The 25,085-nt window shown below is 66.7% G+C and carries 18 protein-coding genes; 6 read left to right on the top strand and 12 right to left on the bottom strand.

All coding sequences use genetic code 11. The features are described from left to right. Position 1 precedes the first annotated feature (1 nt). The 8 genes from HB681_RS04435 to glpD all read right to left on the bottom strand — a co-directional run bounded on the left by HB681_RS04435 (position 2) and on the right by glpD (position 8,778). Positions 2-706, bottom strand: a complete 705-nt coding sequence (locus HB681_RS04435; RefSeq protein ID WP_213953556.1) for a hypothetical protein — start codon at positions 704-706, stop codon at positions 2-4. A gap of 78 nt (positions 707-784) precedes the next feature. Beyond that, a complete protein-coding gene (locus HB681_RS04430) occupies positions 785-2,515 on the bottom strand; it encodes an ABC transporter substrate-binding protein (RefSeq protein ID WP_213953555.1) in 1,731 nt (576 codons plus the stop codon). An 88-nt stretch (positions 2,516-2,603) separates the two neighbouring features. Then, positions 2,604-2,912 carry a DUF2160 domain-containing protein gene (locus tag HB681_RS04425; protein ID WP_213953554.1) on the bottom strand — a complete coding sequence of 103 codons (309 nt, stop codon included), beginning with the start codon at positions 2,910-2,912 and terminating at the stop codon, positions 2,604-2,606. A gap of 11 nt (positions 2,913-2,923) precedes the next feature. Beyond that, positions 2,924-3,736 (bottom strand): carbohydrate ABC transporter permease, encoded by an 813-nt coding sequence (locus HB681_RS04420; protein WP_213953553.1) that lies wholly within the window; start codon positions 3,734-3,736, stop codon positions 2,924-2,926. A 382-nt stretch (positions 3,737-4,118) separates the two neighbouring features. Next, entirely contained in the window at positions 4,119-5,009 is an 891-nt protein-coding gene (locus tag HB681_RS04415; RefSeq protein ID WP_213953552.1) for a sugar ABC transporter permease, read from the bottom strand. 10 nt (positions 5,010-5,019) lie between these two features. Then, complete coding sequence (locus HB681_RS04410) at positions 5,020-6,090, bottom strand: ABC transporter ATP-binding protein (protein WP_213953551.1); 1,071 nt, start codon at positions 6,088-6,090, stop codon at positions 5,020-5,022. Between the two features lie 13 nt (positions 6,091-6,103). Beyond that, on the bottom strand, positions 6,104-7,186 hold the full coding sequence (locus HB681_RS04405) for an ABC transporter ATP-binding protein (protein ID WP_213953550.1): 1,083 nt from the start codon (positions 7,184-7,186) through the stop codon (positions 6,104-6,106). Further along, the gene (gene glpD, locus HB681_RS04400) at positions 7,177-8,778 is read right to left on the bottom strand and encodes a glycerol-3-phosphate dehydrogenase (RefSeq protein WP_213953549.1); all 1,602 of its coding nucleotides are present in this window, start codon (positions 8,776-8,778) and stop codon (positions 7,177-7,179) included. Before glpD ends, HB681_RS04405 begins: the two co-directional genes overlap by 10 nt. A 109-nt stretch (positions 8,779-8,887) precedes the next feature. Here glpD and HB681_RS04395 point away from each other — a divergent pair, with 109 nt between their 5' ends. Beyond that, on the top strand, positions 8,888-9,655 hold the full coding sequence (locus HB681_RS04395) for a DeoR/GlpR family DNA-binding transcription regulator (protein ID WP_213953548.1): 768 nt from the start codon (positions 8,888-8,890) through the stop codon (positions 9,653-9,655). After that, positions 9,652-11,148, top strand: coding sequence for a glycerol kinase GlpK (glpK, locus tag HB681_RS04390; protein WP_213953547.1), 1,497 nt, complete (start codon positions 9,652-9,654; stop codon positions 11,146-11,148). The genes HB681_RS04395 and glpK overlap by 4 nt, the downstream gene beginning before the upstream one ends. 184 nt (positions 11,149-11,332) lie before the next feature. Here the strand turns inward: glpK and HB681_RS04385 are convergent, their stop codons facing one another. The 3 genes from HB681_RS04385 to HB681_RS04375 all read right to left on the bottom strand — a co-directional run bounded on the left by HB681_RS04385 (position 11,333) and on the right by HB681_RS04375 (position 16,350). Beyond that, the gene (locus tag HB681_RS04385) at positions 11,333-12,286 is read right to left on the bottom strand and encodes an alpha-E domain-containing protein (protein WP_213953546.1); all 954 of its coding nucleotides are present in this window, start codon (positions 12,284-12,286) and stop codon (positions 11,333-11,335) included. Between the two features lie 21 nt (positions 12,287-12,307). Next, on the bottom strand, positions 12,308-13,810 hold the full coding sequence (locus tag HB681_RS04380; protein ID WP_213953545.1) for a circularly permuted type 2 ATP-grasp protein: 1,503 nt from the start codon (positions 13,808-13,810) through the stop codon (positions 12,308-12,310). Between the two features lie 77 nt (positions 13,811-13,887). Next, positions 13,888-16,350: a DNA internalization-related competence protein ComEC/Rec2 gene (locus HB681_RS04375; RefSeq protein WP_256734812.1), complete on the bottom strand. Its 2,463-nt coding sequence runs from the start codon at positions 16,348-16,350 to the stop codon at positions 13,888-13,890. A 117-nt stretch (positions 16,351-16,467) separates the two neighbouring features. On the opposite strand from HB681_RS04375, the gene HB681_RS04370 reads away from it, so the two are divergent. Both HB681_RS04370 and HB681_RS04365 read left to right on the top strand, forming a co-directional pair. Continuing rightward, positions 16,468-20,046, top strand: a complete 3,579-nt coding sequence (locus HB681_RS04370; RefSeq protein WP_213953544.1) for a transglutaminase family protein — start codon at positions 16,468-16,470, stop codon at positions 20,044-20,046. 72 nt (positions 20,047-20,118) lie between these two features. After that, on the top strand, positions 20,119-22,809 hold the full coding sequence (locus tag HB681_RS04365; protein ID WP_213953543.1) for a circularly permuted type 2 ATP-grasp protein: 2,691 nt from the start codon (positions 20,119-20,121) through the stop codon (positions 22,807-22,809). Here HB681_RS04365 and HB681_RS04360 read toward each other — a convergent pair whose 3' ends face one another. Further along, complete coding sequence (locus tag HB681_RS04360) at positions 22,810-22,971, bottom strand: hypothetical protein (protein ID WP_213953542.1); 162 nt, start codon at positions 22,969-22,971, stop codon at positions 22,810-22,812. Between the two features lie 318 nt (positions 22,972-23,289). Between HB681_RS04360 and HB681_RS04355 the strand changes: the two genes are divergently transcribed. Then, positions 23,290-24,294, top strand: a complete 1,005-nt coding sequence (locus HB681_RS04355) for a transglutaminase family protein (protein ID WP_213953541.1) — start codon at positions 23,290-23,292, stop codon at positions 24,292-24,294. Between the two features lie 77 nt (positions 24,295-24,371). Next, positions 24,372-24,830, top strand: a complete 459-nt coding sequence (locus HB681_RS04350; RefSeq protein WP_213953540.1) for a RidA family protein — start codon at positions 24,372-24,374, stop codon at positions 24,828-24,830. Positions 24,831-25,085: the final 255 nt, after the last annotated feature.

Raw genomic sequence — 25,085 nt, 5'->3', positions numbered from 1 at the left:
ATCACCCGATGCCGCGCCTGCGGTAGCCCTTGCGATAGACACCCGGCCCCGCCATGATCTTCGTGGCGACCGCTTCGTAATCCTTCACCTCGGCAGGCGACATCGGCGCGCAGGTCAGCGACAGCGGCTCGCGCACGACCGGATAGCACTGCGCCACCGGCGTGCCGCGCGGCAGGATGCCTTCAAAGGAAGGATCGACCCAGACCGCCGGGAAGTTGATGCCGACGTCATGGAAGCGATCCGCATCGACGAGGCCGGTCACGAGCCTGAACGGCAGGTCGTCGCGATGGACCGGGTGCACCGCCATCAGCGACCAGCCGGCCTCCAGTTCGATCGTCCAGAAGCTGTTGAACTTGATGGCCGACTGGCGGCCATGCGCCAGCGGCGAGCCCGCGATCTGCTCCGGCACATGAAAGCTCAGCGGCGCACGAGGATGCCCCGGCATCGCCAGGGCGGGCAGCGGCCAATCCCAGCTGAACTGCCCCGCCTTCACCGTCACGTCGCAGGGCAGGAGCACCATGAAGCCGTGCGTCATCGCGTCGACAAAGGGCGGGCATTGCTTGACCGTGCGGATGCTGCGCTGGTGCACGGTCGAAGGCACGCGCGGCGCCATTGCGCGCAACCAGTCCGGGAGCATGGCCCGGGCAGGCACGGGCCGCGGCAGCAGGTCGAAGAGCGAAGGGTCGCAACGAAAGATGATGTTCATGCAAATGACGAAGCGCCGGGGCAGGTCCTCGCGGAGTCTGCCACGGCGCTTCGTTCCAGGGCGCAGGGTTTCAACCTGTCAGCGCACGCGCCCTTCCTTCCAGGCGCCGACCAGCTTGTCGTAGTTGATGGTCTCGCCCTTCGGCTTTTCGTTGGCCAGCTTCTTCCATGGCGCGCCCTTGTCGCTCAGCCACTTGTCGGGCGAACTCTTCGGGTTGAGCTTGGGTGCGCAGTGCGCCATGCCGGCACGTTGCAGCCGCGCCATCACGTCGTCCATCTCGTTGGCCAGGTTGTCCATGGCCTGCTGCGGCGTCTTCTCGCCCGTCACGGCGACGGCCACGTTCTTCCACCAGAGCTGCGCGAGCTTCGGGTAGTCGGGCACGTTGTTGCCGGTCGGCGTCCACGCCACGCGCGCGGGGCTGCGATAGAACTCGATCAGGCCGCCGTACTTGGCCGCGTTCTGCGTAAAGAAGTCCGAGCGGATGTCGCTGTCGCGGATGAAAGTCAGGCCGACGATGGATTTCTTCAGCGACGTGGTCTTCGCCGTCACGAACTGTGCATAGAGCCACGCTGCCGTCGCGCGGTTCGGATCGTTCGACTTGAGGAAGGTCCAGGAGCCCACGTCCTGGTAGCCGTTCTGCATGCCCTGCTTCCAGTACGGGCCGTTCGGGCCCGGCGCCATGCGCCACTTCGGCGTGCCGTCCGCGTTCACGACCGGGAGGCCGGTCTTGATCATGTCGGCGGTAAAGGCCGTGTACCAGAAGATCTGCTGCGCGATCTGGCCCTGCGCCGGCACGGGACCCGACTCGCCGAAGGTCATGCCCATGGCTTCCTTGGGCGCGTACTTCTTCATCCAGTCGATGTACTTGGTCAAGGCGAAGACCGCCGCGGGCGAATTGGTGGCACCGCCACGCTCGACCGCTGCGCCCACCGGCGTGCACTTGTCGTCCGCCACGCGAATGCCCCATTCGTCCACCGGCAACCCGTTGGGAATGCCGATGTCCGCCTCGCCCGCCATCGACAGCCATGCGTCGGTGAAGCGCCAGCCGAGCGATGGGTCCTTCTTGCCGTAGTCCATGTGTCCGTAGATGGGCTTGCCATCGAGCGTCTTCACGTCTTCGCTGAAGAAGGCGGCGATGTCTTCATAGGCGCTCCAGTTGAGCGGCACGCCGAGGTCGTAGCCGTACTTGGCCTTGAACTTGTCCTGCAGGTCCTTGCGGGCGAACAGGTCGGCGCGGAACCAGTAGAGGTTGGCGAACTGCTGGTCGGGCAGCTGGTAGAGCTTGCCGTCCGGCGCCGTGGTGAAGCTGGTGCCGATGAAGTCCTTCAGGTCGAGGCCGGGGTTGGTGTATTCCTTCCACGGGCCGGCCATCTGGTCGGTGAGCGAGAGTGCCGTGCCGTAGCGGTAGTGCGTGCCGATGTGATCGGAGTCGTTGATCCAGCCGTCGTAGATCGACTTGCCCGACTGCATCGACGTCTGGAGCTTCTCGACGACGTCGCCTTCCTGGATGATGTCGTGCTTGACCTTGATGCCGGTGATTTCCTCGAAGGCCTTGGCCAGCGTCTTCGATTCGTATTCATGCGTGGTCAGCGTCTCGGAGACCACCGAGATCTCCTTGACGCCCTTGTCCTGCAGCTTCTTGGCGGCGTCGATGAACCACTTCATCTCGGCCATCTGCTGGTCCTTGTTGAGCGTCGACGGCTGGAACTCGCTGTCGATCCACTTCCTGGCCTCTGCTTCTCCGGCCCAGGCGCTCTGCATGGCGAGAGTCGCCGCTGCCAGTGCCAACGCTGTGTAGCGCATCTTCATGGTTGTCTCCTCGATGGAACTTCCCTGGTGTGTGCAGATGCCGGCTCCGGGAAGAGAAGAGCCGGCCGTTGTCGAACACAAACTGCGGTCAGCCCTTTCGCATGACCAATGCGAGCACGAGCATCGAGAGCACGAAGCTGATCCAGATCGATGGCTCTGCCTCGAGCTGCATCCACTCCTGGAACTTGCCGGCCAGGCCGATGAAGGCGAGGTTGATGTAGGCGGCGATGAGGAGGCCCATGAAGAGCCTGTCGCCGCGCGTGGTTTCCATCGGCAGCCAGCCCTTGCGCATGACGGTGGGCGACTTGAGCTCCCACACGGTCATGCCGACCAGCATCAGCGCGATGCAGCTGAAGAAAACGGCCACCGGGGTGGTCCAGACCATCCACTCGAACATTTGCCAGCCTCCTAGACTCTGCCCATCGCAAAGCCTTTTGCGATGTAGTGCCGCACGAACCAGATCACGATTGCCCCAGGCACGATGGTCAGCACGCCGGCTGCGGCCAGCGTCGCCCAGTCCATGCCCGCGGCGCTCACGGTGCGGGTCATGGTGGCCACGATGGGCTTGGCGTTCACGCTGGTGAGCGTGCGCGCCAGCAGGAGCTCGACCCAGCTGAACATGAAGCAGAAGAACGCCGCCACGCCCACGCCGGCCTTGATCAGCGGCAGGAAGATCGTGATGAAGAAGCGCGGGAACGAATAGCCGTCGATGTAGGCCGTCTCGTCGATTTCACGCGGGATGCCGCTCATGAAGCCCTCCAGGATCCAGACTGCGAGCGGCACGTTGAACAGCAGGTGTGCGAGCGCGACGCCGATGTGCGTGTCCATCAGGCCGACGGTGCTGTAGAGCTGGAAGAACGGCAGCAGGAACACGGCCGGCGGCGTCATGCGGTTGGTCAGCAGCCAGAAGAACACATGCTTGTCGCCGAGGAACGAATAGCGCGAGAACGCATAGGCCGCCGGCAGCGCCACGGTCAGCGAGATCACCGTGTTGATGCCCACGTAGATCAGGCTGTTGATGTAGCCGGAGTACCACGATTCGTCAGCGAAGATGCGAACGTAGTTGGCCCAGGTGAAGTGCTGCGGGAAGAACGAGAAGCTCGACAGGATCTCCTCGTTCGTCTTGAAGCTCATGTTGATCATCCAGTAGATGGGCAACAGCGCGAAGGCGACGTAGAGCAGCAGGAAGATGCTGCGCTTCCGGGACGTCTTTTCGGTCATGTCGCTTGCTCCTTCGTGTGCTGTGACGCTGGTGCTGCGTTGAGGCGCAAGTGAGACCGGGATGCGCGTCGTCTCAGGGCGTGTATCGACGGTGCGGGTATCCGGGCTGCAGGGATCCGGGGTGCGTGCCGGAGACACCGGGTATCTCCCTCCGCGAATGTCCCCCGGCCTGCGGCCTCCTCCTTTATTTCGCTGCGGGAGACACCCGATGTCCCCGGCACGTGGAACGGTCCGCGTTGGCACCGGTCGAGCGACCACTGCGCATCTGGATCACGTCGATGGTGTGCTCCACGCAGCGAAATGAAGGAGGAGGCCGCAGGCCGGGGGACATTCGCGGAGTGGAGTACGCCGTCGGCGTGATCACCCCCACAAAGGTAGCAAGTCATTTCTCGACCTCCACTTCCTGCGTCCCCACCCGCTGCATCCAGTTGTAGAGCACGAAGCACAGCAACAGGATGATCAGGAAGTAGATCAACGAGAAAGCAGCCGCCGGACCCAGGTCGAACTGCCCCACGGCCTTCTGCGTCAGGTACTGGCTGAGGAAGGTGGTCGCATTGCCAGGCCCGCCGCCCGTGAGCACGAAGGGCTCCGTGTAGATCATGAAGCTGTCCATGAAGCGCAACAGCACCGCGATCATCAGCACGCCGCGCATCTTCGGAAGCTGGATGTAGCGGAACACGGCGAACTTGCTCGCGCCGTCGATGCGCGCAGCCTGGTAGTAGGCATCGGGGATGGATCGCAGGCCCGCGTAGCACAGCAGCGCGACCAGCGGCGTCCAGTGCCACACGTCCATCAACAGCACCGTCAGCCACGCGTGCGTCGCGTTGCCGGTGTAGTTGTAGTCGACGCCCAGCCATTGCAGCGCGTAGCCAAAGAGGCCGATGTCCGCGCGGCCGAAGATCTGCCAGATGGTGCCAACGACGTTCCACGGGATCAGCAGTGACAGCGCGACGATCACCAGCACCGCGGAAGCTTTCCAGCCCGCGGCCGGCATCGACAGCGCCAGGCAGATGCCGAACGGGATCTCGATGGCCAGCACCGCAAACGAGAAACCGAGTTGCCGCAGCAGCGCTTCATGCAATTCACTGTCGCGCATCACCGAGGCAAACCATTCGGTGCCCACGAACACGCGGCGCTCGGGCGAGATGATGTCCTGCACCGAATAGTTCACCACCGTCATCAGCGGCACGATGGCCGAGAAGGCCACGCAGATCAGCACCGGCAGCACCAGCAGCCATGCTTTCTGGTTGATGGGTTTGGTGGTCGTGCTCATGTGCTTCCCCTTATGCGACCAGTTCTTCGTTCTGGTAGTAGCAGGTATGGTCGTCGACCACTTGCAGCCACGTGGTCTCGCCCACGGCCGGTGCCGGCGCATCGGAATGCAGGCGCACCTTGAGCAGCACCCCGCCTGCCTCGGCGGTCAGCATCAGGTGCGTGCCGACGTCCTGCACCAGCGTCACCCTGGCCGGCACGGCGCCGGGCGCTTGAGACGCCGCGAGCTTGACGTACTCCGGCCGGATGCCGACCTTGAGCGGACCGTCCGGCAGCTGGCGTGGCGCGCGCAAGCGCGTGCCTGCGACTTCGAGCAGGCCGGCCGCGCTGTGCGCCGCCAGGAAGTTCATGCCCGGCGAGCCGATGAAATGGCCGACGAAGGTATGCGCCGGCCGCTCGAACAAGGCCTCGGCGCTGCCGACCTGCACCGCCTTGCCGCGCGTCATCACCACCACTTCTTCGGCGAAGGTCAGCGCCTCCACCTGGTCGTGCGTGACGTAGATGAGCGTGAGTTTCAACTCGCGGTGGATCTGCTTGAGCTTGCGCCGCAGCTGCCACTTGAGGTGCGGATCGATCACGGTGAGCGGCTCGTCGAACAGCACTGCCGAGACATCGCTGCGCACCAGGCCGCGCCCCAGGGAGATCTTTTGCTTGGCATCCGCCGCGAGCCCTGCCGCGCGTTGGTTCAGCTGCCCGCTCATCTCCAGCATCTCCGCGATCTCGCCGACGCGCTTTTTGATCTGGTCTTCCGGCACCTTGCGGTTGCGCAGCGGAAAGGCCAGGTTCTGCGCCACGGTCATCGTGTCGTAGATCACCGGGAACTGGAACACCTGCGCGATGTTGCGGTCTTGCGGCGTGGCGTTGGTGACGTCACGGCCATCGAATGTCACCGTGCCCTGCGAGGGCTTGAGCAGGCCCGAGATGATGTTGAGCATCGTGGTCTTGCCGCAGCCGGAGGGGCCGAGCAGCGCATAGGCGCCGCCGTCGCGGAAGCTCATCTTCAGCGGCAGCAGCGCGTAGTCACTCTCTTGCCGGGGGTTGGGCCGGTAGGCGTGGGCGAGGTCTAGGTCGATGCGGGACATGGCTGCGTCTACCTCACTGCGCCCTGCGCCATGCAGGCGCCACGGACAGCTTGCCGGACCCGTCGAACACGTAGGCCTGGTTCGCGGTGAAATAGAGCGTGATCGCTTCGTTGAGGTCGAGCTTGTGCACGCCGGTGAGTTGCGCGACAAGCTCGCCGACCACGGTATGCACGTGGACGAAGGTGTCCGAGCCCGAGATCTCCGCCAGTTCCACCTTGCCCGACAGCGAGATGTCGCCCTCGCCCGCGTTCACGTTCAATGCGCTGGCGCGCAAGCCCACGGTGACTGTGCCCTCGCTACCCTCGGGTCGTGCGGGCAGCGTCAGCGGCAGCAAGGGCCCGCCTTCGAGCTGCACACCACCGCCCACCACGCGCCCTGCGAGCAGATTCATCGGCGGGTCGCTGAAGGCACGCGCCACGCGCAAGGACTGAGGCGCATGGAAGACTTCAGCGGTCGGTCCGTACTGGAGCAGTTCGCCGGCATCGAGCACGGCGGTGTAGCCGCCCAGCAGCAGTGCCTCGCCGGGTTCGGTGGTGGCATAGATCACGGTCGAGTCGCCGCTCGCGAAAAGCTGGGCGAGTTCTTCTCGCAGCCCCTCGCGCAGTTTGTAGTCGAGGTTGACCAGCGGTTCGTCGAGCAGCATCAGGGGCGCGTTCTTGGCGAGCGCGCGGGCCAGCGCCACGCGCTGCTGCTGCCCGCCCGACAGCTCCTGCGGGTAGCGGTCGAGGAACATGCCGATGTGCAGCTTGTCGGCCAGAGCCTTCACGCGCGTGAGGATGTCTTTTTCGCCGCGCAGCCTCAGCGGCGACGCGATGTTGTCGGCCACCGTAAGCGACGGATAGTTGATGAACTGCTGGTAGACCATGGCCACGTTGCGCTGGCGTACCGGCATGCCGGTCACGTCCGCGCCGTTGACAGTCACCTTGCCTTGGGTCGGCGCGTCGAGGCCCGCCATCAGGCGCATCAGGCTGGTCTTGCCCGATTGCGTGGCGCCCAACAGGACCGTGACGGCGCCCGTGGTCGGCGCAATGCTCTGCTCATAGAGCCATGTCTGTGCGCCGACCTTCTTGGTGACACGCTCCAGCTTCAGTTGCATGCGTTGATCCCCTCGGTTTTTATTCTGTCGAACCAGGCCTCGACCGAAGCGCGCTCCGCGGGGCTGTAATGCAGGCCCAGCTTGGACCGGCGCCACAGCACGTCCTGGGCAGTTGTCGCCCATTCGCTGGATTGCAGGTACCGCAGCTCGCGCTCATGAAGCCCCGGCGCCACTTCGGCGCCCATGTCGGACATCGACATCGCATCGCCCAGCACGAGAGCGAGGCGTGCACCATAAGCGCGGGCGAGCCGCCGGGCAAGCGCTGCCGGCAGCCATGCACGCTTCTGCTGCACCGCCGCCACGAATCGCTCGAAATCCGTATCTGGCTTCTCGGCTTTGCCGATCCATGACGAGAGATCGCCACCCGCGAGGAATGCGCCGTCGGTCCACGCCGGGCGCGCATCGCCCAGCATGCGGCTGACCTCGTCGGCAGCGTCTTCGGCCAGCTTGCGGAAGGTCGTGATCTTGCCGCCCCATACCGACATCAGCGGCGCCGCTTCGCTGTTGGGTTCCAGCAGGTAGTCGCGCGTCACGGCTGACGGGTCGCCGGAGTCGTCGTCGAGCAGCGGGCGCACGCCGGAGTAGCTCCAGGCCACATCGGCCGGCTCGATCGGCTTCTCGAAATAGCGGCTGGCCTGCGTGCACAGGTAGGCGATCTCGTCCTCGGTGATGTGCGCGCCGGCGGGGTCGTCGCCTTCGATCTCGATGTCGGTGGTGCCGATCAGCGTGAAGTCGCGCTCGTAGGGAATCGCGAAGATGATCCGCTTGTCGGGGTTCTGGAAGATGTAGGCATGGTCATGCGTGAACACGCGCGGCACCACGATGTGGCTGCCCTTCACCAGGCGCAGGCTCTTGGTGGCCAGCGTTTCGCCGCGCGCCGAATGGGCCACGCTGCGCAAGAACGATTCGGCCCACGGGCCGGCCGCGTTGACCACGGCCCTCGCCCGCACGGTACGCGAGCCATCGGCGCCTTCGAGCGTCGCGACCCAGCCGTCGCTGCCGCGCTGCGCCGCCACGCAACGCGTTCGCGTGAACACCTGCGCGCCGCGCTCCCGCGCATCGAGCGCGTTGAGCACCACCAGGCGCGCGTCGTCCACCCAGCCGTCGGAGTAGACGAAGCCGCGCTTGTAGCCCTTCTTCAGCGGCGCACCGGCCGCGTGCTGACGCAGCTGGATCGTGCGCGAGCCGGGCAGAACTTCACGTCTGGCAAGGTGGTCGTACATGAACAACCCGATCCGGATCATCCAGGCCGGTCGCATCGACGGATCGTGCGGCATGACGAAGCGCAGCGGCCACATGATGTGCGGCGCGCTCTTGAGCAGCACCTCGCGCTCTTGCAATGCCTTGCGCACAAGAGAAAACTCGTAGTACTCGAGATATCGCAGGCCGCCATGGATCAGCTTGGTGGAGGACGATGATGTGTGCGAGGCCAGGTCGTCTTTCTCGCAGAGGACCACGCGCCAGCCCCGGCCCGCCAGGTCCCGCGCAATGCCGCAACCATTGATGCCGCCGCCCACGATCAGCACGTCGCAATCGATGTCGCGACCCGGCTCGGATGAAGGATTGACGCTCACGGCTGGGGTGCATTGCATTTGCGAATTTGTTCATTCTTATTCCTTAATGCTCGCTTTTCGTGGGAGTTTTCCCTTAGAGGCATTCGTTTCTTTTCGTTTTATAAAGTTTTCACCCCACGCCAGCCACATGTCGTCCAACACCAACCCCCGGCAAATCCACCTCCTCGACACGGTGCGCGAGCGCGGTTCGGTCACGGTCGACGAGTTGGCGGAGATGCTCGACGTCACGCTGCAGACGGTGCGCCGCGACGTGCAGCGGCTGGCCGACGACGGCCTGCTGACGCGCTTCCACGGCGGCGTGCGCGTCCCGAGTTCGACCACCGAGAACATCGGCTACCAGCAGCGCGAGACGCTGCATGCGGACGGCAAGGCGCGCATCGCGCGCGCCGTCGCCGGCCAGGTGCCGAACAACTGCTCGCTGATCCTGAACATCGGCACCACGACGGAAGCCATCGCCAAGGCGCTGCTGCGCCACACCGGGCTGCGCGTGATCACCAACAACCTCAACGTGGCGGCCATCCTCAGCGACAACCCGCAGTGCGAGGTGATCGTGGCCGGCGGCTCGGTACGGCCGCGCGACCGCGCCATCGTGGGCGAAGCCACGGTCGATTTCATTCGCCAGTTCAAGGTCGACATCGCGCTGATCGGCGTGTCGAGCATCGAGTCCGACGGGTCGCTCCGCGACTTCGACCTGCGCGAGGTGAAGGTCGCGCAGACCATCATTGCGCAGGCGCGCGAGGTCTGGCTTGCCACCGATGTCAGCAAGTTCAACCGACCGGCGATGATCCAGCTGGGGCACCTCTCGCAGATCGACCGCCTGTTCACCGACGCGCCACCGCCAACGCCCTACCCCGACCTGCTGGCGCGCGCGCAAGTCCGCCTGGAAATCGCATGACCGCCTACTTGTTGGCCCTTGACCAGGGCACCTCCAGCTCACGCAGCATCGTGTTCGACCGCATCGGCCGCATCGTCTCGATGGCCCAGCGCGAACTGACGCAGATCTACCCCCAGCCCGGCTGGGTGGAGCACGACCCCAAGGAAATCTGGGAAAGCCAGGTCGCCACCGCGCGCGAGGCACTGCTCAAGGGCGGCTTGACGGCGAGGGACATCCATGCCGCCGGCATCACCAACCAGCGCGAAACCACTCTGCTGTGGAACCGCAAGACCGGCGAGCCGGCGCACAACGCCATCGTCTGGCAGGACCGCCGCGCCGAGCCCATGTGCGCGCGCCTGCGCGAGGAAGGCCTGACGGAGACCATCCGCGACAAGACCGGCCTCGTCATCGACGCCTACTTCTCCGGCACGAAGTTGCGCTGGCTGCTGGACAACGTTCCGGATGCGCGCGCGGCGGCCGATCGCGGCGACCTGGCTTTCGGCACCGTCGACAGCTGGCTCATCTGGCAGCTCACCGGCGGCAAGGTGCATGTCACCGACGTGAGCAACGCCTCGCGCACGATGCTCTTCAACGTGCACACCAACACCTGGGACGCCGAACTGCTCAAGGCGCTCGACATCCCCGAATCGCTGATGCCCGAGGTGAAGCCCTCAAGCGCCCATTTCGCCGATGTGGAGGTCGCGTCGCTGGGCCGCCCCATCCCGATCGGCGGCGTCGCCGGCGACCAGCAGAGCGCACTCTTCGGCCAAGCCTGCTTCGAGGCCGGCATGGCCAAGAACACCTATGGCACCGGCTGCTTCATGCTGATGCATACCGGCGCGGAGTTCCAGCCTTCGCACAACGGCCTGCTCGTGACCAGCGCCGCGCAGACCGGCACGACGCCGCAGTACGCGATGGAGGGCAGCGTGTTCGTGGGCGGCGCGGTGGTGCAATGGCTGCGCGACGGGCTCAAGGCCATCGAAGGCAGCGCACAGGTGCAAGCGCTGGCCGAAAGCGTGCCCGACGCGGGCGGCGTGATGATGGTGCCAGCCTTCACCGGCCTCGGTGCGCCCTACTGGAACGCGGACGCGCGCGGCACGATCACCGGCCTCACGCGCGGCACCACGCTCGGCCATGTGGCGCGCGCCGCGCTGGAAAGCATCGCCTACCAGAGCGCTGCACTGCTGCAGGCCATGAGCCGCGATGCGGTCGCGGCCGGCGGCATGCCGGTGGCCGAACTGCGCGTGGACGGCGGGGCCAGCGTCAACGATCTGCTGATGCAGTTCCAGGCGGACCTGCTGGGGATTCCGGTCGTGCGGCCGGAGATGACCGAGACGACGGCCCTGGGTGCCGCGTACCTTGCCGGCTTGTCGACCGGCATCTACAGCGACGTGTCGCAGCTCTCGAACCTGTGGAAGGTGGAGCGGCGCTTCCTGCCGACCTGGAGCCGCGCGCAAGCTGATGCGGCGATGGCACGGTGGGAGCACGCGGTGCGGCAGACGGTTGCACCGTGAACGACCGGCAATGAGTCCATGTTGGACACGACTGACAACGACGCGGCAGATGACGCGCGCAGAAGGTGTGAAGATTTCGTAGCGAGGGCGCCGAGGCCGGGTCAAGCACCGCAGCCGTACTTTGGTACGGCGAGGAGCGCAGGCCCGAGATCGGTGGCCGCAGTAGAAAGATTCACGCCTTCGGTCAGTGCGTCGGCACCAGGAAATCCTGGCTGATCCGCCACCCCAGCTCATTTACCCGATCCAGGAACTGCGTCAGGTACGCATGCAACCCCGTCGCCAGGATCTCGTCCACCCGCGCGTACTGCAAATCGGCCAGCAGCTTGCCCGCACGCCGCTGCGTCTCCGCACTTTGGTCGTTCGCCACCTTCGCCAGGTTCGCCACCACCTCCGCCAGGCTCGCATGCAATGAACGGGGCATGTCGGCGCGCAGGATCAGCAACTCGGCCACGCGCTCCGGCTTGATCACGTCACGGTACACCTTGCGGTACACCTCGAAGGCCGAGACGCTGCGCAGGATCGCGCTCCAGTGATAGAAGTCGTACTCCTGGTCGCTGGCGCCCTGGCCGAAGAACTCGCTGTTCATTGCATGGAACTTCACGTCGACCAGGCGCGCCGTGTTGTCGGCACGCTCCAGGAAGGTGCCCAGGCGCGAGAAGTAGAAGGCCTCGTCCTGCAGCATCGTGCCGAGCGTGACGCCGCGCGACAGGTGCGAGCGGAACTTGACCCATTCGAAGAACTGGCCCGGGTCGCGTTCGAAATCGCCCGCGCGCAGCATGCGGTTCACTTCCAGCCAGGTCGTGTTCTGCGTTTCCCAGGCTTCGGTGGTCAGCGCACCGCGCACGGCGCGCGCGTTCTCGCGGGCGGCGCGCAGGCAGGACAGGATCGACGACGGGTTGTCCTCGTCCTTGACCATGAACTCCATGACCTGTTGCGGAACGATCTGCTCGTGCGTCTTGCGATACGAAGGCAGCAGTTCGCTGATGGAGAGCAGGCCTTGCCAACCGTGCTGCGCGACTTCGGCCGACTGCGGCAGCAGCGAGGTCTGGTAGTTGACATCGAGCATGCGCGCGGTGTTCTCCGCGCGCTCGGTGTAGCGCGACATCCAGTAGAGGTGATCGGCGGTGCGAGACAGCATCTGTGAGCTTTCCGTTTGTCGTTATGCCGATTGCTTTTGCGATTGCGAAGGCGCCGCGGGCGCTGCGGCCGGGCGCCGGTCCGCTTCGAGCACCCAGGTGTCCTTGGTGCCGCCGCCCTGCGAGGAGTTGACCACCAGCGAGCCTTCCTTCAGCGCCACCCGGGTGAGGCCGCCCGGCACCATCTGCACTTCCTTGCCCGACAGCACGAAGGGCCGCAGGTCGATGTGGCGCGGCGCGATGCCGGCGTCGACGAAGGTGGGGGAACTGGAAAGGCTCAGCGTGGGCTGCGCGATGTAGCCGTCGGGCTTGGCCAGCACGGCCTTCTTGAAGTCCTCTATCTCGGCCTGCGTCGCGGCCGGGCCGATCAGCATGCCGTAACCGCCAGCGCCGTGCACTTCCTTCACGACCAGGTCCTTCATGTTCGAGATGACGTACTCCAGTTCGTCCTTGTTGCGGCACATGTAGGTGGGCACGTTCTTGAGGATCGGCTTTTCGTTCAGGTAGAACTCGATCATCTTCGGCACGTAGGGATAGATCGACTTGTCGTCGGCCACGCCGGTGCCCACGGCATTGGAGATGGCGACATTGCCGGCGCGGTAGGCGCGCATCAGGCCGGCGCAACCGAGCGTGGACGTGGGGCGGAACACCTCGGGGTCGAGGAAGTCGTCGTCGACGCGGCGGTAGATCACGTCGACCCGCCTCGGCCCCCGCGTGGTCCGCATGTAGACGAAGTCGTCCTTGACGAACAGGTCCTGTCCCTCGACCAGTTCCACGCCCATCTGCTGGGCCAGGAAGGCATGCTCGAAGTAGGCGCTGTTGTACATGCCGGGCGTGAGCACCACCACCGTGGGCTCGGGCGTGGCCGGCGGGGCGATGGCGCGCAGGGTTTCCAGCAGCAGGTCGGGGTAGTGCGCGACAGGCGCGACGCGGTTCTGGTTGAACAGCTCGGGGAAGAGCCGCATCATCATCTTGCGGTTCTCGAGCATGTAGCTCACGCCGCTGGGTACGCGCAGGTTGTCTTCGAGCACGTAGTACTCGCCGCTGCCGTTGGCGTCCGGGGCCCGCACGATGTCGATGCCGGCGATGCTCGAATAGACGTCGTGCGGCACATGCACGCCCATCATCTCGGGGCGGAATTGCGCGTTGTCCTTGATCTGCTCGGCGGGGATGATGCCGGCCTTGATGATTTCCTGGTCGTGGTAGACGTCGTGGATGAAGCGGTTGAGCGCATTGACGCGCTGCACCAGCCCCTTTTCCATCTCGGCCCATTCGTCGGCCGGGATGATGCGCGGCAGCAGGTCGAACGGGATCAGCCGCTCGGTGCCGGCGCCATCCTCGTCCTTGGCGCCATACACCGCGAAGGTGATGCCGACCCGGCGAAAAATCATCTCCGCCTCTTCGCGCCGCGAGCGCATCACCTCGCCCGGTTGCTTCGCCAGCCATTGGTCGTAGCGCTGGTAGTGGCTTCGGATCGCAGCGCCTGCGTAAGGCTGCGACTCGTACATCTCGTCAAATTTGTGCATAGAGCGACCAATCTCCTTCGCACATAGCTTAGCAAGTTCGAGGCCAATTGCCTGCCTTTGTCAACCCGATTGCGCGATCACCGCGGCACGTGCCGCCAATAGCGCCGGGCGACCGCGCGCTCGCACTCCCAGGCCGCGGGCGACGTGCTTTGCCAGGCGATCGCGCCGCAATGTGGCGAATCGACCACCGCGATGCCGCGCGCCTCGTAGCGCTTCGTCACCTCGTCGGCGGGATGGCCGAAGCGGTTGCGGTAGCCGGCCTGCACGAGTGCGATGCGCGGTTTCAGCGTATCGAGCAGCAACGCGCTCGACGAGGTCTTGCTGCCGTGGTGCGGCGCCAGCAGCACGTCGGCACGCAAGCCGGGATCGCGCTTCACCAGGGCGCTTTCCTGGTCGCGCTCGATGTCGCCGGCCAGCAGCGCGCTGGCGCGCCCGTTGTCGATGCGCAGCACGCACGAGATCGCGTTCGGCTTGGTGGCGCTTTCATAGTCGGCAGCCACCGGATGCAGGAACTCGAAGCGGACGCCGTCCCATTCCCAATGCTGGCCTGCCACGCACTTGTCCGAACGACGCAATTCCTGCAGGGGGTGCATTTCCTCGATCGAACTGCGCAGCGCCGCCTGCGGCTGCGTGGCCAGCACGGCCGGTGCACCGCCTGTGTGATCGGCATCGCGATGGCTCAGCACCACCGTGTCGAGGCGCACGTCCAGGGCCCGCAGCAAGGGCACCAGCACCCGCTGGCCGGCGTCGCTCTCCAGGCTGTAGCGGGGGCCGGTGTCGTACAGCAGGGCATGGTGCGCGGTGCGCACCAGCACGGCGTTGCCCTGGCCGATGTCCGCCGCCAACAGGTCGAACTCGCCAGGCTCGGGACGTCCCGGCTGCCAGAGCAAGGCCGACAACAGCAGCGGCAGTCCGAGCGCACGCATCGCCAATGGCAGCCGCATGGCCAACAGCACCCCGCCCGCAACCCCGCAGAGCGCCAGCCATGCGGGCGGCGCCCCGGTGGAAACGGTGGCCAGCGGCCAAGCTGCCAGCCATTGCAGGAAGTCGCCCAGGCCCTGCACGGTCCAGGCGGCGACATCCCACAAAGGTGGGATGGCCACGCCCAGCATCGCCAGCGGCGTCACCACCAGCGTCACCCATGGGATCGCGAAGGTGTTGGCCAGCAGCCCGACCAGCGAGACTTGCTGGAACAGCAGCAAGGTCAGCGGCGCCAGCGCGAGCGTGACCACCCATTGCTCGCGCAGCATGCGCAGTAGGCGCGCCACGAAGCTCGTCCTGCCGGCCGGCGACTCACCCGCATCGGTCGCGAACAGCACCCCCACCGCGACGAAGCTGAGCCAGAAGCCGGCCTGCGTCAAGGCCCAGGGGTCGAGCGCGACCACCACCGCGCAGGTGCAGAGCCACAGGTTCGGCGCCGGCCACCGCCGGCCGGTGAGGCGCAGCAGCGCCAGCGTCGCCAGCATGCTCACCGTGCGTTGCGACGGCACGCCCCAGCCGCTGAACAGCGCATACAGCGCGGCCAGCAGCACGCCGCCGACCAGCGCAACCTGCGGCGCGGGCCATAGCAGCATGCAGCGCGTGCTGCGCCGCCACAGCGCTCCCACCAGCGCCGCGGCCAGCCAGGCGAACATGGTGATGTGGAGTCCCGAGATGCTCATCAAGTGCGCCACGCCCGTCGCGCGGAAGATGTCCCAGTCGGCGCGGTCGATCGCGCTCTGGTCGCCGGTGATGAGCGCGGCGATGACGCCGGCCGATCGCTTGTCGGCCACCCGCTCGAAGACCGCGTCGCGCACCCACTCGCGGGCGCGTTCTACCGGGTGCTGCCACGTCATGCCCAGGCGCATGGGCGGCGCGTCGTTGCTGCCGGCACGCACATAGCCGGCGGCGCGAACGCCCTGCTCCCACATCAGCAACTCGTAGTCGAAGCCGTGCGGGTTGAGGTTGCCGTGCGGTGCACGCAGTCGAACCGTCATGCGCCAGCGTTCGCCCGCGTGCAGTTCAGCCGGCATCGAGGGCGCCGGGGCCTGGTTCTCGTCTCGCACGGGCCGGCCCCACAGGCCCGTGTTCTCGGCGTACCAGCCGAGCGCAAGTTTCGTGGGCCATCCAGCAGGCCCGGTCGAAGGCGCCTCCCTGCCCACCCAGCGTGCCGATTCGACATCGAGCCGAAAACGCAAGGCGCCCTCGCCCCGCTGCGGCATCTGCGCGACGACCCCGACCACTTCCACGTCGCGCCCCTCGATGTCCGGATCCAGCGCCCCATCGGCATACAGCACGGCTCGCGTACCGGCCAGGCCAAAGGCCAGGGCGGCCCCCAAGAGCAGCGCGAGCAGCCCGGTCGCACGGGCACCCCGATGGCGCAGGCGTTGCAAGACCCACAAGGCAAACAACGCTGCCAATGCCATCGCCGCATAAACCGCGAGCGCCCACAGTTCCCGCTGCTGCAGTTGCAGCGCGGCGCCCAGCACCGACCCGGCCATCGCGGCAAAGGCCCACGGGCGGCGCTGGCCGGTGTCTTGTTCCTCCCCGACGGCCTCCATCAACGTCTCTTCCGCCCCACGTTTCCCACTCCGTCCCTTCGCGCTTTGGCGCGTTAATTGCTTGCTTGTGGGCTAGTATGCGTGCGCCACTGGCGCCCCTTCACGACACTTCAAAACATGTCCATTCACGCCGCGCTCCACCACGTCACCCACTACAAATACGACCGCCCCGTGCAATTGGGGCCGCAGGTTGTGCGACTGCGGCCCGCGCCGCATTGCCGCAGCAACGTCATCTCGTATTCGCTGCAAGTCGAGCCAGCCGATCATTTCGTCAACTGGATGCAGGACCCGTTCGCCAACTACCAGGCACGGCTGGTCTTCCCGGAAAAGACGCGCGAGTTCAAGGTTACCGTCGACCTCGTCGTCGAGATGGCGGTCTACAACCCGTTCGACTTCTTTCTGGAGCCGCAAGCGGAAAACTTCCCGTTCAAGTACACGGAATCGCAGGCAGAAGAGCTCGCGCCTTACCTCGTCAAGGACGAACCCACGCCGCTGTTCAAGGCCTACCTCGCCAAGGTCGACCGCAAGGAACAGCGCACCATCGACTTCCTGGTCGGCATCAACCAGCAGGTCCAGAAGGACATCAACTACCTGATCCGCATGGAGCCCGGCGTGCAGACGCCGGAAGAAACGCTGACCAATGCCAGCGGCTCCTGCCGCGACTCCGGCTGGCTGCTGGTGCAACTGTTGCGCCATTGCGGCCTGGCCGCGCGCTTCGTCTCCGGCTACCTGATCCAGCTCACGCCGGACGTGAAGGCGCTCGACGGCCCCAGCGGCACCACCGTCGACTTCACCGATCTGCACGCCTGGTGCGAAGTATTCCTGCCGGGCGCCGGCTGGATCGGCCTCGACGCCACCTCCGGCCTGCTGGCCGGCGAAGGCCACATCCCTCTCGCCTGCACGCCCACACCATCGAGCGCCGCGCCCATCGAAGGCGTGGTCGACGATGCCGAGGTCGACTTCGGCCACGAGATGAAGGTCACGCGCATCTACGAATCGCCGCGCGTCACCCTGCCCTACACCGACGAGCAATGGGCCGATGTGCTCAAGCTCGGCGAGGCGGTCGACAAGCGCCTGGTCGACGGCGACGTGCGCCTGACCATGGGCGGCGAGCCCACCTACGTGGCCACCAGCGACCGCGACGCGCCCGAGTGGAACACCGACGCGCTCGGCCCCACGAAGCGCGGCTATGCCACCGAACTCGTGCACAAGCTGCGCGCCGAATACGGCGACGGCGGCTTCCTGCACTTCGGCCAGGGCAAGTGGTACCCGGGCGAGCAATTGCCGCGCTGGGCCCTGTCGATCTTCTGGCGCACCGACGGCCAGCGCCTGTGGCACGACCCCGAACTGTTCGCCGACGAGCGCGTGCCCACGCACTACACCAGCGAAGACGCACGCCGCTTCACCACCGTGCTGGCCCACAAGCTGGGCCTGACCGAGCGCTTCATCCAGCCCGGCTACGAAGACGTCTACTACTACCTCTGGCGCGAACGTCGCCTGCCGGTCAACGTCGACGTGTTCGAGTCCAAGCTCGAAGACGAGATGGAACGCGTGCGCCTGCGCCGCGTGTTCACGCAGAAGCTCGACGCGGTCATCGGCTACATGCTGCCGATCGAACCAGCCAGCGCGGAAAGCGATGCACCGCCGCTCGAAGGCCCCGGCTGGAAGACCGGCCCCTGGTTCCTGCGCGACGACCGCCTGTTCCTCATTCCGGGCGACTCGCCGATGGGCTACCGCCTGCCGCTCGATTCGCAACCGTGGGCGAGCAAGGGCGACTACCCCTACCTGGTCGACCGCGACCCGACCGCACCCCGCGCCGCATTGCCGACGGCGGCCCAGTACCAGGCACGCTATGCCGCCACCGCGACCGCACCCGCGAGCGGCGCAGGCCTCGGCACGGCATACGCATCCGCCAATGGGGCAGGCCGCGGCACGGCCTATGCACCGGCCACCACGCCCGGCAGTGGAACCGGCGACCTGGCGTCCGTTCCTTATGCCTTCGGCACGCCGCCCGCAGCGGGCACGGCACTGAAGATGCAGGGCTCCGGCAAGCCCTCGCCCTTCGATGCCAGCATCGCGGACGGAACCCGCCAGCCACGTCGAGGCGAGTCGGCCCACTGGGTCACGCGCACCGCACTGTGCGTGGAAGTTCGCGACCCGCGCCGCGCCAACGGCCCGGCTGCGGAAAAGGTCGGCGCTGCCTCCGGCGTGCTCTACATCTTCATGCCGCCGCTGGCCCGCCTGGAGGACTACCTCGACCTGGTCGCGGCCGTCGAGGCCACGGCCACGCAGCTTGGCGTGAAGATCGTCATGGAGGGCTATCCGCCGCCGCGCGATCCACGCCTGAAGGTGCTGGCCGTCACGCCCGACCCCGGCGTGATCGAGGTCAACATCCACCCGGCCAACAACTGGAAGGAACTGGTCGACCACACCGAGTTCCTCTACAACGCGGCCTTCGAGACGCGCCTTTCGGCCGAGAAGTTCATGACCGACGGGCGCCACACCGGCACCGGCGGCGGCAACCACTTCGTGATGGGCGGCGCCACGCCGGCGGACAGCCCCTTCCTGCGCCGGCCCGAACTGCTCGCCAGCCTGCTGCTGTACTGGCACAACCATCCGTCGCTGTCGTACCTGTTCTCGGGCATGTTCATCGGCCCGACGAGCCAGGCGCCGCGCGTGGACGAGGCCCGCAACGACCAGGTCTACGAACTGGAGATCGCGCTCAAGGAAATCGCGAAGAACCGCGAGATCTACGGACAGAACATGCCGGCCTGGCTGGTCGACCGCACACTGCGCAACATCCTGATCGACGTGTCGGGCAACACGCACCGCAGCGAGTTCTGCATCGACAAGCTCTACTCGCCGGATTCGAGTACCGGCCGCCTCGGACTGCTGGAGCTGCGTGCCTTCGAAATGCCACCCCACGCGCGCATGAGCATCGCGCAGCAGTTGCTGATCCGCGCGCTGGTAGCCCGCTTCTGGGACGCGCCCTGCAAGGCGCCGATGACGCGCTGGGGCACCGAGCTGCATGACCGCTTCCTGCTGCCGACCTTCGTCAAGATGGACTTCGACGATGTCATCGCCGAGATGAAGCAGGCCGGCTTCGCCTTCGATGTCGACTGGTTCGCGCCGCACTTCGAGTTCCGCTTCCCGCTCGTGGGCCAGGTGCAGGCGATGGGTGTGGAGCTTTCGCTGCGCAACGCGCTGGAACCATGGCATGTGATGGGCGAGGAAGGCTCGGCCGGCGGCACCGTGCGCTACGTCGACTCGTCGCTGGAGCGCATCGAGGTGCGCGTCACCGGTCTCAACGAAAGCCGACACGTGATCACCGTCAATGGCAAGGTGCTGCCGCTGCAGCCGACCGGCACCGTGGGCGAGTTCGTGGCCGGGGTGCGCTACAAGGCCTGGAACCCGCCGTCTGCGCTGCACCCGAGCATCCCCGCGCATGCGCCGCTGACCTTCGACATCGTCGATACCTGGATGAAGCGGTCGCTGGGCGGTTGCCAGTACTTCGTCGCGCACCCGGGTGGCCGCAACTACGAGACCTTCCCGGTCAATGCCTACGAGGCCGAGAGCCGCCGCCATTCACGCTTTGCACGCATGGGCCACACGCCCGGCCTGCTGAGCACGCCCCCGGCGACCATCGAGTTGGCGGGCAGCCGCGAGTTCCCGTTCACGCTCGACCTGCGACGTTAGGCACATGTTTCCACCGGGGCCGCTGCCCAATGCCCATGACGGCAATGTGACAATCGGCCCACTGTGGAACCCATGAACGACTCCCTCTTCGGCAACGCCTCGCTGGAGGCGCCCGCCGCCTTGGCCTCGGCGCTCGCACCGCCCGCGCACGCCGGCCATTTCGACGAACTGAGGGGCGCGGCAACGCCGCTGAACGCACCGCGCAACAGCCTGCCTTCGCAACCGGTCGCACCCTTGCACGACGCCGCGCAGGCGCCGCCCGTGCCGCAGCCCGAAGCGTCGCCCTCGCCGACGCGCCCACCGTTGACGTCCGGCTGGTCGCAGTTCTTCGACGAGCTCGGATCGGGCGGCTTCGGCGACCTGCCGCGCCGCGCCGTCAGCCTGGCGCGCCAGATCCGCGACAACGGCGTCACCTACAACGTCTATGCCGACGGCGACGGCCCGCAACGCCCGTGGTCGCTGGACCTGTTCCCCTTGATCATCTCGCCCGAGAGCTGGGCCCAGATAGAGGCCGGCGTGCAGCAGCGCGTGCGCGTGCTCGACCGCGTGCTGGCCGATGTCTATGGCCCGCAGCAGTTGCTGGCCGAGGGCCTGCTGCCGGCCGCGCTGGTGCGTGGGCATCCCGGCTACCTGCGGGCGATGCATGGCGTCAAGCCGCCGGGCGACACCTGGCTGCACATCGCAGGCTTCGACCTGGCGCGCGGACCGGACGGCAACTGGTGGGTGGTCTCGCAACGCACGCAGGCGCCTTCGGGCCTCGGCTACCTGCTGGAGAACCGCCTGGCCATCTCGCGCCAGTTCCCGCAGGCCTTCGAGGCGCTCCACGTGCAGCGCCTGGCCGCCACCTACAGCGCACTGATGGAAGGCCTGCAGAAGATCTGCCCGGCCGGCGCCCCGCCCCACATCGCGCTGCTGACGCCCGGCCCCTACAACGAAACCTATTTCGAGCATGCCTACCTGGCGCGCTACCTCGGCATCACGCTGGTCGAGGGCAATGACCTCACCGTGCGCGACCAGCGCCTCTACCTCAAGACCTTGCAGGGCCTGCGCCCGGTGCACGGCCTGATCAAGCGGCTGGACGACCAGTACCTCGATCCGCTCGAACTCAAGCCCGATTCCACGCTCGGCGTACCCGGCCTGCTGCAGGCCATTCGCGCCGGCAACGTGCTGGTGGCCAACATGCCGGGCTCCGCCTTCCTCGAATCGCCCGCGTTGCTCGGCTTTCTCCCCGCGCTGGCGCGCCACCTGATCGGCGAACGGCTGCAGTTGCCTGCGTTGCCGACCTGGTGGTGCGGCGAGCGTGCCGCCCTGGAAGCAGTGCTGCCGCAGCTCGGCGACTGCGCCATCAAGCCGACCTACACCGGCTCGGCTTCGCACGACACCTTCGAGCCGGTGCTCGGCAGCCGATTGAGCCGCCGCGAACTGGACGAATGGGCGGGCCGGATCGTGCGCGGCGGCGATGCGCACACCGTGCAAAGCTACCTGCCGCTGTCGCAGATGCCCACCTGGGCGCAGGACTTCGGTCCCGGCCACATCGCACCGCGCGCGGTCCTGCTGCGCGTGTTCGCGGTGAGCGATGGCGCGCAGTCCTGGCGCGTGCTGCCGGGCGGGCTGGCGCGGCTGGCCGGCGCGGACGCGCAGATCGCGTCGATGCAGCGCGGCGGCAGCAGCGCCGACGTCTGGGTGCAGACCAACGGCCACGTCGACCGCACCTCGCTGCTGCATCCGCAGTCGACGCCCGCCTCCCTGGCCCGCCATCGCGCGCCGGTGACCAGCCGTGCCGCGGAGAACATGTTCTGGCTCGGCCGCTACACCGAGCGCGCCGAAAACGCCGTGCGCCTGGCGCGGCTCACGCTCGACTTGCTGGGTGGCGAAGACCAGTCCTCGCGCCAGTTGCTCGGCTGGCTGCATCGGCTCGCCTTGCGCAACGCCCTGGTGCCGCCCGAGGTGCCCGGCGGGCCGAAATCACGGCGCGTGTTCGAGCGCGTGTTGATTGCCGAACTGGGCGACGTGGAACGCGGTGGCAGTGTCGGCTTCAGCCTGCGCTGCGTGCGCGAGGCGGCGGCGGCCGTGCGCGAGCGTCTGTCGCAGGACCATTGGACCCAGATCGTGCGGGCCGAAGCGGAGTTCCTGCGCCGCACCGCCGAGCAGGCCGGCGAAGCGGGCGAAGGCAGCTATGCGATCGGCGCCGCGCTGCGTTCGCTCGAAGGCGCCAGCGCCGCGCTGGCCGCGATGACCGGCGCGCAGACCGACCGCATGACGCGCGACGATGCATGGCGGCTGCTGTCGATCGGGCGGCACATCGAACGGCTGGCCTTCCTTTCAAGCGCGCTGGCCGCCGGCTTCCAGAACGGCGCGGTGCATGAGGTCGCGGGATTCGAAGCGATGGTTGCGCTATTCGACAGCACCATCACCTTCCACGCGCGCTACCAGCAACGCCGCGATGTCGCGACCATGGTGGACCTGCTGGTGCTCGACGGGGACAACCCACGCTCGCTCGCCTGGGTGACGCAGACGCTGCGCGGGCGCATCGCACGGCTCGCGGGCAGCGCGCCAGGCAAGCTGACCGCCCTCTCCTACGAGCTGCCCGACCCGTCCACGTGGACGCTCGAAAAGCTCTGCGAGCCGGGCCCCGACACGCAATACCCGGCGCTGGTGCACCTCTTCGAAAACTGCGAATCAGCCGCCTACCACGTGTCCGACGCGATCGGCACGCGCTACTTCACGCTGACTTCGGAATCGTTGCGCTCCGTGGGGGCCTGATTACTTACCGCTCGCCCGGAAGGCGAGGCCGAACAGTGCGCAGAGGATGACGCCGCCAAACCAGATGAACTGCGCCGTGAACGGCAAGGCGCTGACATCGACGAACCACGCGGGTGCGCTCATCCCGGCGGCGATCAGGAGGAACAACTTGCTTTTCGGCATGGTTCTTCCCCCGTCGCTCTGCCCTTGAGCCAGCCCGCCAGCTCATCGTCGAGCAGGTGGGGATGATCGATTGCGACGATCCTTGCGATCGCAGCCCGGTCGATCCCGCCCGGCAGCCTCGGTTGATTCATATGTTGTTCTCTCCCTGTCCTTATGTCTTGGGCGTGACGCTTGCCCGGTTCCATTGCCCGGGCGATTGTCTCAGGCTGTCTCGGCCTCCGGCGAGCGACTCGGGCAATTTGATGCGTGCGAAGTCCAGCTTTCAGGCGGTCCTCATCCAACCGGCAACTTCGCCCGTCATGAGCGCAAAATCCGGCCATGCTGCTCCACGTCACCCACGAAACCCGCTACGACTACACGCCCCCGGTGGAAACCGCGCAGCACCTGGCGCACCTGAAGCCGCTTGTCACCGCATCGCAACGCCTGGTGAGCCACCAATTGACGATCACGCCGGAGCCCGCCCAGCGCAGCGCGTCGCCCGACATCTACGGCAACGCTCGCGCGTTCTTCGCGCTGGACACGACGCATCAGAAGCTGGTGGTCACGGCCGAAAGCGTGGTGGAAACCTCGAACCCGGTGCTCGGTCCCGCCGCAGCGCGCACACTGCCCTGGGAGCAGGTGCGCGAGCGTTTTCAATACCGCAAGGGCGCGCCCTACGACGCGGCCTCGGACTTCGCCTATCCCTCGCCCTACGTGCCGCGCCACGATGACTTCGCGTCCTACGCGCGGCCCAGTTTCGCTCCGGGCCGGGCGACCTTCGATGTCGCGATGGACCTGTGCCTGCGCATCTACAGCGAGTTCGACTACGACCCCGAAAGCACCGAAGTCAACACGCCCGCGGTCGAGGCGCTGGCCCAGCGGGGCGGCGTCTGCCAGGACTTCGCCCACATCATGATCGGATGCTTCCGCACCATGGGACTGCCCGCGCGCTATGTCAGCGGCTACCTGCTGACCCAACCGCCGCCCGGCAAGCCCCGCCTGGTGGGCGCCGATGCCTCGCATGCATGGGTGTCCGTCTACCTGCCGGGCATCGACGGGGCCGGCGACTGGGCCGACTTCGATCCGACCAATGGCCGGCAGCCGGGCGAGGACTACGTGACGCTGGCCATCGGCCGTGACTATTCCGACGTGTCGCCGATGCGCGGCGTGCTGCATGGCGGCTCGCGCCACACGCTCAAGGTGGGCGTGACGGTGATGCCGATCGACGAACTCGGCGACGAAGCACGCATGCTGGCGGAGGAAGCGGTGCGCAATGCGGGACTGTCTCAGTCGCAGTCGCAGTCACAGTCACGATCGCAGTCGCAATCACAATCGCAGTCCTGAAGCCGGGGCCGCCTCTGCGTCGAAGTGCGCGGCGGCCCGTACTCTTTTTCAATCATCGATCTTCCGGAGATGACCTCATGAGCGTTTACGACAAGCTGTCCCAACTCGGCATCACCCTGCCCCCGGTCTCGGTGCCGGCCGCGGCCTATGTGCCCTTTGTTCGCACCGGCAACCTGGTGTTCCTTTCCGGGCACCTGGCCAAGAAGGACGGCAAGGTCTGGGTCGGCCAACTCGGCGTGAACATCGAGACGGCCGAAGGCAAGCAGGCCGCCCGCGCCGTCGCCATCGACCTGCTCGGCACGCTGCATGCGGCAGTGGGCGACCTGAACAAGGTCACGCGAATCGTCAAGCTCATGAGCCTCGTCAATTCGACCGGCAGCTTCACCGAACAGCACCTGGTGACCAACGGTGCCAGCGAGTTGATCGCGGAAGTCTTCGGCAGCGAGAAAGGCGCGCATGCGCGCAGCGCGTTCGGCGTGGCGCAGGTGCCGATGGGCGCCTGCGTGGAAATCGAGATGATTGCAGAGGTCGGTTGAGAAGGCGCGGCGCGGCCGATCGCATCGGTCGGCTGCGCGGGCGTGGTCAGGCAGGGCCGATCAAGGGCGCCCGGTCGGTCTCGTCGAAGCCATGCTGGCGTGCCAGCGGTCGACGAGCACCGCGGGCGTGCCGCGCAACGCGGACGCATCGGGCGCCACCGGGGCCCTGCGTGCTGAGGATGAAGCCGTTCACCTCGTAGCCAGCCAGCGCATCGATGGCCTCGCGCTGACGGCCCGTGGCAATGAGAGGGGGCT

This window comes from Variovorax sp. dw_954, from assembly GCF_018449755.1.
Classification (GTDB): domain Bacteria; phylum Pseudomonadota; class Gammaproteobacteria; order Burkholderiales; family Burkholderiaceae_C; genus Variovorax.
Note: the sequence above shows the minus strand (reverse complement) of the source record. Positions and strands in the feature narration are given on the sequence as shown.